This is a genomic window from Candidatus Omnitrophota bacterium (assembly GCA_028716165.1).
Taxonomy (GTDB): Bacteria; Omnitrophota; Gorgyraeia; order JABMRG01; family JABMRG01; genus JAQUQI01.
The window spans coordinates 34,666-46,039 of record JAQUQI010000013.1 but is presented as its reverse complement, the minus strand read 5'-3'; the positions used below and the strand labels follow the sequence as shown (position 1 = coordinate 46,039).

Here is an 11,374-nt window from a genome sequence, read left to right as displayed (position 1 = left end):
CCTATTACAGCTTTTGCGCTCGTCTTCATCCTGTCTCCTGACTTTAAAGTTGCGTAATGTTTATCCTGTCCGTAAAAAAATAACAGACAACGCCGTTGTTAACCGCCTTTATAACAAACACTCCCCTACATGCTAAACCAAGTTGCAGCAAGAGGGGAGCGCGCTCCAAATACAACCAATTTAAACTGATTACTTTCTGATATTGAGTTTTGCTATAAGATTATTATATTCTTCCCGCGAGTTTTTCTGAAGATAATTTAACAGCTTTCTTCTCTGCGATACCATTTTCAAAAGCCCGCGCCTGGAATGATGATCCTTCTTGTGGGCCTTAAAATGCTCGGTCAAACCGTTTATCCTCTCCGTGAGCAGGGCTATCTGAACATGCGAAGAACCCGTATCCTTGTCATTGATCTTGTTTTGTTTTATTACAGCCTGTTTTTTGTCTTTGCTTAATGCCATTGTTGTCTGCCTTTCCTCCAATGTAGTTTGCCAATATTATTAATATGTTTTGAATTATATCAGATATTTAAGCCGATGTAAAGAAAAATTAATGAAGAGTGATGCCGCGGTGGATTGTAACTCATACCGCAAAAAACCAAGCCAAAACCACTCTTACCTTGCAATAACGCTATCCAAGCTCCGTTTCGCGCCGTTTACGGCTTCATAAGAACCGCGTGCCGCGAAGGCGCATGCCGGGAGCTGATATCATTAAATGCCCCGGGCCCTCTTTAGAGCTTCAAGGCATTCCTTTATTCCATCGCTATCCGGCTCCAGCCTAAGCCCAAGCCTGAAACATCCTTCAGCAAGGTCAAGATTATTATTCTTTAAAAAAAATATGCCGATATTCTGAAAAATCATCGCGTCGGCAGGCTTAAGTCGCGCCGCCTCCAGCATTGCTTCAGAAGCGGGCCCTGGCAGGTTGAGGCCGTCAAGCGCAATACCCTTCAGGCAATAAATTAACGGATCATACGGACATATATATTGGGCCAATTTCAAAGCATCCAGGGCATTATCGTAAAAACCCGTAAGACAAAAAAAACGGGCCAGGTTGACATATGATTCGGGATAATAGCCTTTTTCCCTGGCCTCTTCCACAAGCTCTTTATCGGGCATTATTTCAAATTCTTCAAGACAGACAATGTCTTTCTTGGCAATTATAGTTTTGCGGTTTTTGGTTTTAGGAAAAAATACAGAAGTATTTCCGTCAAAAAAAACAAGGTTCCAATCTTTGGAATTGTATAGATATTTAAACATCCCCGCAGTCCGCCAATCATTACAGGGTAAAACAACCAAATCTATCCCCATATTGGGCTGTATCCTATCCAATATGGCGGGCTCCTTCATTATCCTGGTATATGACATCAATAATGCGTCGCCATAAAGTTCGCTTCTGGCATCAATAAATACCCGGCAATCAGGGTAAAGGCCGAATATAAGATAGGCCGAGTTATTAAAACTATTAAAGATATTGCCTTTTATACCTTTATCCTTTATAAAGCGCACAGCGCCTTCAGGCCTGGATGAGGACAAACCTGAAACATTAGGCAAAAACACAATGCTGGCCCAATTGCCCTTAAGATCGCACACGCGCTTTGCCGTTATGGCTATAATAAAATTCCGCGCATAAAAAAAAATGCCACAGAAAATAATTATATATACGGCCGCGGACAGCACCTTGCTTATGGCCAGCCCGAGCCGTTTCTTTGATAAAAATAAAAAACCGGCACCGGATAAAAGATTACCGTCCGATAAGGCAAGGTTACGCAAAGTTAAAATACCGGCCGTAAGGGCCAGTATCGCGTCGTGCCTGCCGGCCTTTAGCGTTATAAAAAGAAACGGGACAACAACCATGATATCAAATATATCAACACGCCTTATATTAAGAAAAAGCGAATAAAAGAAAACAAGGACCATGGCAGGCAAGAGAGCGGGCGGGCCGGCAAATAAGGCGTCATTTATCGGTATGGACCGGAGTTCATTGATCACAGAAAACTGAAAACCGCTTAACGAAATATTTCTTATTATCGCAAGAGGATATAATGCCCCTTTTAAAAAATAGGGGTTGACCGCCAGCGATGCTATAAGGGCGCAAAAGAGGAGCAAAATAGCCTTAAGTGATTTATTATCAAGAGCGTTCAGATTCCAGTCAAAGGGGAGTTTAAGCTTGCGGCACAATATTCTTGACAATATAAACATGAAAACAAGAAAAGGGCCCAATATAAAATATCCATGTAAATTAACCCATAAAATCTGAATAGGGATGAGAAAAAATATGCCTCTTCCTCCCTTATAGGACTTCAGCATGGATAAAAATATCGCCGCGAACAAAAGGCTGATGATATCCGGCCTCATGTTAAAACGGCCGGAGCAGGCAAAAAGCGCGGCCACAGCAGTAAAACACGATAAAACAATGTATTGTTTTGTTCTGGAAGCAGTAACAAAAAGCACGGATGCTATAAGAGCAATCAAGGCAAGGCGGAATATCATAATACCTGGCATGCCCGCAAAATCATATATCGGATAGATAAGCGCCTGAAACAACCAGCTGTGGTCTATCCACGCGCAGGTTTCAAGCAGAAATGAATATAGTTGAGTGCAGGGTATATGATGGCTGCTCCAGATAAGCGAGCCTGTCTTGATATGTAACCAGATATCATTACAACCAATAGGCCTTATGCCTGAAATCAGGGCTGATAAAAGGCCTATGATCGCCATAGAAGGCCTAAGCCAATCATGGCGTATTTTATAAATACGGCTATCTGCGCGCGTATCCATTAATCTTGTTATAGCTACCGCATAATAAGATTATATCAAAAAAGGACAGGTTTTTTTAAACCCATCCCTTATAAAAACAAATGCGCCTGATAATTGACCTGGTATCAGGGGAAGCGTATTAAGCTCCGGCATTTCCTTTGTCGCCGTCCTCTGTCACCCATGCCGTAAGGCCTGATGCCTTACCGCTTCCGGTGGCTAATAGATTATAATTGGTCGCGTCAACACTGGCTATGGAATAAGCGAACACGGCGCCTGTCGGAGTGGTAAAAGGTATATTGGCTACAGTGGCTCCGGCATAGTTTCCGTTTTCCTGCTTGTATAACTCCATGGCAGTCCTCATTGAGCTAAGCCCTGTCCAGGCCTCGGCAAAATAGGCCCTTTTTGCCAGGCCCGCGAATTGAGGCATGGCTAAGGTGGCGAGTATGCCTAAAATAATAATTACGATCAAAACCTCTATCAGAGTAAAACCCTTTTTACGCAGCATCTAATCCTCCTCATTGTTTGTTTAATTTTACCATTCAATCTCCCGCCTGTCAAGAGCTGTGGAGTGGTATAAAAAAATAAAGGGACAGGTTTTTTAAAACCCATCCCTTATAAAAACAAATACGCCTGATAACCGGGCCGGTATCAGGGAAGCGTAATCAAGCTCCCGCATTTCCTTTGTCGCCGTCCTCTGTCACCCATGCCGTAAGGCCTGATGCCTTACCGCTTCCGGTGGCTAATAGATTATAATTGGTCGCGTCAACACTGGCTATGGAATAAGCGAACACGGCGCCTGTCGGAGTGGTAAAAGGTATATTGGCTACAGTGGCTCCGGCATAGTTTCCGTTTTCCTGCTTGTATAACTCCATGGCAGTCCTCATTGAGCTAAGCCCTGTCCAGGCCTCGGCAAAATAGGCCCTTTTTGCCAGGCCCGCGAATTGAGGCATGGCTAAGGTGGCGAGTATGCCTAAAATAATAATTACGATCAAAACCTCTATCAGAGTAAAACCCTTTTTACGCAGCATCTAATCCTCCTCATTTTTTTTAATTTTACCATTCAATCACTCGCCTGTCAAGAGCTGATACTTTTTACGCGTTATTGTCTTATCCGCGTATCCGTTATCAGCATATCGTGTAAAAACAAAAAACATTTCAACTGCTCATAGCGCTTGAAATACCGAATATGGGTAAAAACATGGCTATTATCAGTGTCCCGACCACGGCGCCAATTACCACTATAAGCATGGGCTCAAACATGGTAGCGAACCTAACAACAGTGGCATCTACCCTTTCACCGTAAAATTTAGCAGCACTATCAAGCATATTGGCAAGTTCTCCTGATTCCTCGCCTACGGCAACCATATGCGCGAGCATCTCCGGGAATATCCCGCATTTTATCAAAGGCTCTGCCATTGACCTGCCTTCCCGGACATTCTCTTTAACGACCTGCAGCATTTCCTTTACAATAATATTCCCTGCCGTTTCAATAGTTATGTCAAGCGCGTGCAAAATCGGCGTTCCGCTTTTTATAAGCATATTAAGGCCCGAAGCAAATCTTACAGCCGCAACCTGCTTAATAATATCGCCTATTAAAAACACATTCAGCAATATCAAATCAATGCGCCTGCGGCCTTCATGGGTACTGGCATAATAACGCAGGCCAAATACCGCAAGAATTACAGCAACAACGAAAAATACCAGATACCGCTTGATACTAAGGCAGACATCAAACACAGCCTGCGTAAAAGCAGGAAGCTGGGCGCCAAAACCGGAATAGATACCGGCAAACATAGGTATTACCTTTACAATGAACACAATAACGGCGCAGGCGGCCACACAAAGGACTATCATAGGATATACGAGCGCGCTCTTGATCTTTCTCTGTAAAGAAGACGATGATTCAAGATAGGTTACAAGCTGTTCAAGAGCGAACGGCAGTTGGCCTGTCGCCTCACCGGTCTCAACGATGTTTACCCAAAGGTTAGAAAATACCTTTGGGTGTTTTTCCAAAGCGGACTTCAGGCTGCTGCCCGCGGATATATCCGCCTTGATTGATTCAACGCAGTCATAAAGCCTTTTACTCTGTATCTGAAGGCTGATTATCTCAAAGCTTCTAAGCAGGGTAATACCTGAACCGAGAAGCGCCTGAAGCTGTTTTGCCATTGTAATAAGGTCGTCCAGTTTCACGCCCGGATGCATCTTAACGTGTTTGACCGCGGCAAGGGAAGGTTTATCTGTTTTTTCAGTTTTATGAAAATCAACAAGCACAAGCCCCTGGGCCTGAAGAGCGTTTACCAGTTCGTCTTCGCCGGCAACATCAATAAAACCTTCCTTGGACTCGGATTGCCTTGTCCTGGCATAATATTTATAAGTAGGCATAATTCTCTCCTGTGCGCTAAACGCGGCACATATACTACGCGCTCTGTAAACCGTTAAGCGGCCACTATCTTTTATAACCGCTCTTGGCTTGCTATGGGCCGGCGCGCTTTATTCAAAGGCAGAACTCATCACCTCTTCAACGCTTGTTGTGCCGGACATTATCTTTGATAAACCGTCTTCCACCAATGTCCGCATACCGGACTTTTTAGCGGCCTGCCTTATCATATCCATCGCCGCTCTATCCGCGATAAGCTGACGCAGTTCAGGGGTGATCTCAAGCAATTCATGTATAGCGACCCTCCCCGAGTAGCCTGTATTCTTACAATACTCACACCCCCTTGCCTCAAATATGTCCCGTTTGGTTATGCCATAGCGGTCAGCAATTGCGTCAGGCATCTTAACACAGGCCTTGCACTTGGGGCATAATCTTCTTACAAGGCGCTGGGCCATGATAAGCAAAAGGCTTGAAGCGACAAGATACGGCTCAACACCTATATCGGTAAGCCTGGTAATGGCTGAAGGAGCGTCATTCGTGTGCAATGTGCTTAATACCAAATGTCCTGTCAAAGAAGCTCTGATACAAATACTCGCCGTTTCAATGTCCCTGACCTCGCCTACCATCATTATATCAGGGTCCTGCCTTAGGAAAGAACGAAGGCCTTCGGCAAACGTAAGCCCGATATTGGGCTTGACCTGCACCTGATTTATGCCGCTCAATTGATATTCAACGGGATCTTCAATCGTCATGATATTTTTCTTTGGTGTCATGATATGGTTCAGGGCCGAATAAAGCGTGGTTGATTTACCACTACCGGTAGGCCCTGTTACAAATATAAGGCCGTAGGGCCTTGTTATCACCGATTTAAAACTGTTAAGGTGCTTTTCCGAAAAACCCAGCTTATCAAGCTCAAAAGAGACAGCGCCTTTATCAAGTATTCTCATCACGGCTTTTTCGCCAAACAGGGTAGGTATAACAGATACCCTTAAATCAATGGGCCTGTCTTCAATCTTTACGGTAAAACCGCCGTCTTGCGGCAGTCTTTTTTCAGCAATATCCATCTTAGAAAGTATTTTTATCCTTGATATCAAAGCGGGCAAAAGGTGCTGTGAGGGAGGCGCTATCTGATGTAATATTCCGTCAATCCTAAAACGCACATTTATCTTTTCCTTGAAAGGCTCTATGTGTATATCGCTTGCCCTGTCTTTTACCGCTTGTATAAGAAGAAGGTTAACAAGTTTTATTATAGGCGCTTCTTCGGCCTTTGAGACAATGTCTTCAAGGCTTTCGCTTTCATACTGTTTTTTGAACGCGTTGACGCCTGCCTCCGTTATATCATAGGAGCTGTCAACAGCCTCTTCCAAAAGATCTTTCGCGCCGTAAAACCGTGATATCATTTCCCTGATATCCGCCTTTGTGGCAATAACAGGATTAATATCACAGCCTGTCATCTTTTTCAGGTTATCCATCAGCAAAAGATCAAGCGGGTTGGCAATGGCAACGGTAAGCGATTTCAGGTGTTTTGAAAGCGGCAATACCATATGGCTTCTGGCAAAATACTGCGGTATAATTTTATCAAGGTCATTGTCTTCGGACGGCTTTAACGAACCGTCCTTGATTGACACAAACGGTATATCCAGTTGCTTGGCAAGGGCGTTTGAAAGATCATTTTCCCTGATCAGGCCCCTGTCAACCAATATGTCCCCGATGCTTCTGCCGCTAAGTTTTTGAAACTTCAACGCCTCGTCAATCTGCGACTGGTTAATCAGGCCTTCATTAAGAAGTATCTCGCCAATTTTTAATTTAGACTTACGCATATTACTTTGCTCTTTCCAGCTCTCTCTTTTTCCTAAGTTTTATAACAGTCTTCTGTATCTCTGCCTGCCTTTGACTTGCCGTATCAGGCATAACTTTCTCAACAACAGCCGGCTTGTTCTCGGTCTTTTGCGCGGCTGGCGCTATTTGATTGGCATCAGCGCTGTCAAGTATCGCGTGGGCCGTGATGAAAACAATGATCTCGGTCTGGACCTTGGTTTTGCCTTTAGACTTAAACAGATTTCCTAAAATAGGTATCCTGCTGACACCCGGCACATCTCTTCCCGAGTCTTCTTCATCCGTCTTTAACAACCCCCCTATCGCGATAGTTTGTCCGTCCCTTACCATGACTGTGGCCTTAGCGCTTCTCTTGGTCGGATCCACAAAACTTGAAAAATACGCAGACTGGACAGCGCGCGACACTTCAGGCTCTATCGTCATAGTAATATAACCTTTTTTGTTTACCGTCGGAGTAACCTTTAATGTTATGCCGGTTTCTATCCTCTCCGCCTCTTCAATAACCTCACCCGTATCGGTAACACTTGTCTTTTTTACTCCTATTGCCGTATCGGATGATATCTTTATCTCCGCCGTTTCACTGCTTAAAGACATAATACGCGGTTTGGCTAAATACCTGGCCATGTTTTCACTTTCAAGCGCCTTGAGGACAACGGAAAACTCCTGCAAAGAAAGAACGCCCATCTCATTTTCAAGCTCCGTGCTGTCATCGTCGTCGGTATTGCTTATCTTCAGAAGCCCTTTGGAAAACGGATTGTTATGCCTTACAAACGGAAAATGAGTCAATTTCGTGGGTCCGGTAAACCTTACAAATGTCCCGTCGCTTCCGCCCCACTCAAGGCCAAGGTTTCTCAAGGCGCCCGTATGTATCTCTACTATTTCAGCTTCTATAAGCGCTTGAGGCGTTACGCTGTCAAGTTTTTTTATAGTATCTTCAATGATCGCAAAATCCGAAGGTATCGCGGTTATGATAAGGCTGTTGGTCCTTTTGTCTACAACAACACTGCCGAGTGTTTCACCGTTTACGCCCTTTGAAAGCAAATGTTCTATTACCGGATAAATATCCGCTGATTCGCTTGATGTTGACTCGTCACCGGACTGGCTTATACGGGCGAAATCAAGCGAATAAACCTTTGTCAGCATCTCAACCTTGGCTTTTCCTGATTCCTTGACAATGAAAATAGAACTGCCCTGGGCCTGTTCATAAGTAAGATTGTTGGCCGCCATAATAGAATCAAGGGCATCCCGGACAGTCACGCTATCAAGATACAAAGTGATCTTCCTGTTTTCAATGTTTTCCGTAGCAACAAAATTCAAGCCCGCCTGCTGTGAAAAAACCTTTAAGACGTCTTTCAACGCGGCCTGCTGAAAATCCATTGATATGCTTCGCATCTCCTGGGCAGGGAGAAAACCCGCCCCGGTAAAAAAAACCATTATAAGAATCAACGCCTTCTTTAATCCCGTATTATGGTTCATTCTCATGTTGATATCTCCTCATTTTTTCCGTTCTACCAGCACGCGCTCTCCGTTAAAATCTATCGTTATGCCTTGTTTTTCTATATTAATAATACGCACACCGTCAATAATATCCCCGGCGTTCAAGACCTTGCCGTTAATTATGGCCTGGGGTTTATCGGTGTTCCACACCATACCCTCAATAACAAGACTGGGCATTGGCACGGAAACATGTTCAACGACTTTCTCCTTATCCGAAGCCTTAAGATATGCCTGCAAAAGATTCGTAAAAGGATTCTCTTCACCAGGCGTGTAATTAAAATCCATGCTTTCATCGGGCATAGGTATGGCGTCAATACCTGCATCGGGCGCAAAAACCTCTTCTTTGACACCTGCCCCGCCCCGGCCCTGTTCTCGTTGTGAATACATATGCATAAGGGCTAAAAAGAATATAGGTATTATAATAATTAATATTATCTGCTGTTTTTTATCTTTATCCATGTTTAACCGCTTATTGAATACCCCGCAACCACCATGGCAACAGAGACATTATCATCCGGCTTATAATCCTTTGCCAGGGGCCGGCTGGCCGAGACAGACGCCTCGTTATAACCAGAATCCCCCTGTATTGACAACGATTCTATTTTAGTAATCATGGGTGTACCTTCAATTCTGGCAATAAATAACCCAAGATCATTGAAAGCGCACGTAAAAGACAGATCAACGGACTCTTTTGAAAAAGGCCCCAGGTTCTCTCTTTCACGAGGTTTTGCGGAGACTATACTCACGTTTGACTCTGACGCGGCAGACAATACAAATGATCTCAAAGCTTGCTGATCTATACCATCGTAAAAAAACCTGGCATACTCCTGCTTGATCTTGTCAATCTTTTCAATGTCCTGCCGCAAAACTATTCTTTTAGAAATATCCGAGACCCGTCTCTTAATAAGCTCTCTTTTTTTCGCGTGAGCGCTTGCTATATTAAAACACACAAAAAAAGTAAACAACAGGATTGCCACCGATATTAATACTGCCTTTTTTTTAGGGTCTAAATCAATTTTTACCGGCATATCTATCTCCTGCCCCTGCGGCCAGCTTTAGGTTCTGCCTGCGATCGGGCGGATATGGTAAAATCCGCCACCCATTCATTTGATACGCTGGTCCTGTCAACAGAACCCAGTTCTATATCGTTAAAATAGCGGGTAAAACCGGCATCTGATGTAATAGCGTCAAGAAAGCTATGGATATAATCCATCTCTCTGGCGCTATCGCTTGAAAAAGCGCCTCCGGACAAAACCATTTCCCTGTTAAAGCCAACAGGCAGGCCTGATTCGTTTTTTATAACGGTTTCTTTAAAAACAATCTTCTTTATCCATAAGCCTGCCGGCTGTTTTTTTTGTTCCTTAACATAAAAAGCTATTGCGGACAGCTGCCTGGCCAAGGAAATACGGTCAGACTGCATAAGCTGAAAACACCTAAGAGTCTGCAGTGTAGCGTCCTTTTTTTTCATAAGGCCTTCCGCTTCCAGTGTTGAAGTCATTATAGGCAAAGACGCGGAAGCTTGCTCTAATTGGCGCAATTTGGAATAACCTCCCTTTAGAAGCAATCCGGAGAGAAGATACGCCGCGGAAATGACGGCTACGGCAGCAATGACCTGCACCGCGAGGATACCGAATGCCTGCCTTTTTTCAATAGCCGCGCAAAAAGGCGAAAGATTGACACTATATCCCGACCTTCCAAGGCCTTCCATCGCGGCGCCAACAGCTATAATGGCGGTGGGAGGCAATTTATCGCCGTTTTTTATTTTCATAAAATCATACATGGTTTCGGTGGTAACTTTTAATTCGTTTGAGATATACGCGTCCAATCCGCTAAAAAGCTGTTCGCCGCAAAGGATAACCTTGGAGACGTCATAACCAATCTTTTGCCTGCGGTAATAATCAATTGATACCATCAATTCGCTTGCAATTTTTTCAAATAAAGATTCTTTGTCATCCATAGAAATTTGGATATCCCTGCTCATAAAGGGAATACCGGATTTTATGATACTTATTGAAATGCTTTTCTTATTCTCATCAACATAAAGTATGGCCAAACCGTCTTTTGCCTCCGCCTTCTTGTGCAGCATCAAGACCCGCAGTAAGGCAAAAGGAATGATATCAATACCGGAGGTATGCAGGCCTGCTGCCGTAAACTTAGCGGTATGGTTATTCAACCTTTCCTTTGTGGCAGCCACAAAAAATATGTCTATAGATCTTTTACCTTTGGATGAAGCCTGGACCTTAAAATCACTTACTATCTCATCAAGCCTGAACGGCATGTATTTTTTTGCTTCAAAACGCACCGCCTGGGCCTGTTCGGATTTAGGTAAATACGGCATATCAAAATATCTGATCACCGTGTCAACTGACGGCAGTACGGTATAAACCGACTGGGGTTTGGATTTAAGGCCCTCTGAACCCTTTTTTATCGCGCAGACAAACTCATCCTGGCATGCCGGGGAAACGTCCTTTTCATAATTGTGGTTAATACCGGCACCGGGGGTTATCTCCTGCCTGCTGAAACTTAAAAGCACCGGATTGGACCGCAAACCCGAAAGTTCAGCGATATCCACATATCGCGATGAAATATAAATACCAACGGCCTTTTTTAACATCAGGAAGTCCTGCCTATTATTTTACGCAAGTGGTTAATCTCATTTATAGTGTATTCACGCCACCCATTGACTTTATTGCGCCGGGCGTTTGGAAATATACCTTTTGACTCATAACGAACCAGCGTCTGCTTTGATATACTTAAAAGCCTGGCAACCTCATTAACAGAATAATATTTTTCTGCCTTTATCATTTTATTACCTCAAATACGGTATCCGACACTTGATAGTGTCTGGTATACCTTGATATATTATGAAGGGAGTATATAGTATTTGCTGTGATTAGTCAATAAGAATAA

General features: G+C 43.8%; 11 protein-coding genes. All 11 read right to left on the bottom strand.

The window, feature by feature from the left end:
• Positions 1–189 precede the first annotated feature (189 nt).
• The 11 genes from rpsO to PHV77_06480 all read right to left on the bottom strand — a co-directional run bounded on the left by rpsO (position 190) and on the right by PHV77_06480 (position 11,269).
• A complete protein-coding gene (rpsO, locus tag PHV77_06530) occupies positions 190–459 on the bottom strand; it encodes a 30S ribosomal protein S15 (GenBank protein MDD5504943.1) in 270 nt (89 codons plus the stop codon).
• A gap of 249 nt (positions 460–708) precedes the next feature.
• Entirely contained in the window at positions 709–2,775 is a 2,067-nt protein-coding gene (locus tag PHV77_06525) for a hypothetical protein (protein MDD5504942.1), read from the bottom strand.
• A gap of 118 nt (positions 2,776–2,893) precedes the next feature.
• Positions 2,894–3,259, bottom strand: coding sequence for a prepilin-type N-terminal cleavage/methylation domain-containing protein (locus tag PHV77_06520; GenBank protein ID MDD5504941.1), 366 nt, complete (start codon positions 3,257–3,259; stop codon positions 2,894–2,896).
• A gap of 157 nt (positions 3,260–3,416) precedes the next feature.
• Entirely contained in the window at positions 3,417–3,782 is a 366-nt protein-coding gene (locus PHV77_06515; protein MDD5504940.1) for a prepilin-type N-terminal cleavage/methylation domain-containing protein, read from the bottom strand.
• Between the two features lie 127 nt (positions 3,783–3,909).
• The gene (locus PHV77_06510) at positions 3,910–5,136 is read right to left on the bottom strand and encodes a type II secretion system F family protein (protein ID MDD5504939.1); all 1,227 of its coding nucleotides are present in this window, start codon (positions 5,134–5,136) and stop codon (positions 3,910–3,912) included.
• A gap of 108 nt (positions 5,137–5,244) precedes the next feature.
• Entirely contained in the window at positions 5,245–6,951 is a 1,707-nt protein-coding gene (gene gspE / locus PHV77_06505; GenBank protein MDD5504938.1) for a type II secretion system ATPase GspE, read from the bottom strand.
• A gap of 1 nt (position 6,952) precedes the next feature.
• Positions 6,953–8,449, bottom strand: coding sequence for a secretin N-terminal domain-containing protein (locus tag PHV77_06500; protein MDD5504937.1), 1,497 nt, complete (start codon positions 8,447–8,449; stop codon positions 6,953–6,955).
• Positions 8,450–8,461: 12 nt separating this feature from the next.
• The gene (locus PHV77_06495; protein ID MDD5504936.1) at positions 8,462–8,923 is read right to left on the bottom strand and encodes a general secretion pathway protein GspB; all 462 of its coding nucleotides are present in this window, start codon (positions 8,921–8,923) and stop codon (positions 8,462–8,464) included.
• Positions 8,924–8,925: 2 nt separating this feature from the next.
• Positions 8,926–9,492 (bottom strand): hypothetical protein, encoded by a 567-nt coding sequence (locus PHV77_06490; GenBank protein ID MDD5504935.1) that lies wholly within the window; start codon positions 9,490–9,492, stop codon positions 8,926–8,928.
• Between the two features lie 2 nt (positions 9,493–9,494).
• Complete coding sequence (gene pilM, locus PHV77_06485; protein MDD5504934.1) at positions 9,495–11,078, bottom strand: pilus assembly protein PilM; 1,584 nt, start codon at positions 11,076–11,078, stop codon at positions 9,495–9,497.
• Positions 11,078–11,269 carry a MerR family transcriptional regulator gene (locus PHV77_06480; GenBank protein ID MDD5504933.1) on the bottom strand — a complete coding sequence of 64 codons (192 nt, stop codon included), beginning with the start codon at positions 11,267–11,269 and terminating at the stop codon, positions 11,078–11,080. The genes pilM and PHV77_06480 overlap by 1 nt, the downstream gene beginning before the upstream one ends.
• Positions 11,270–11,374 lie beyond the last annotated feature (105 nt).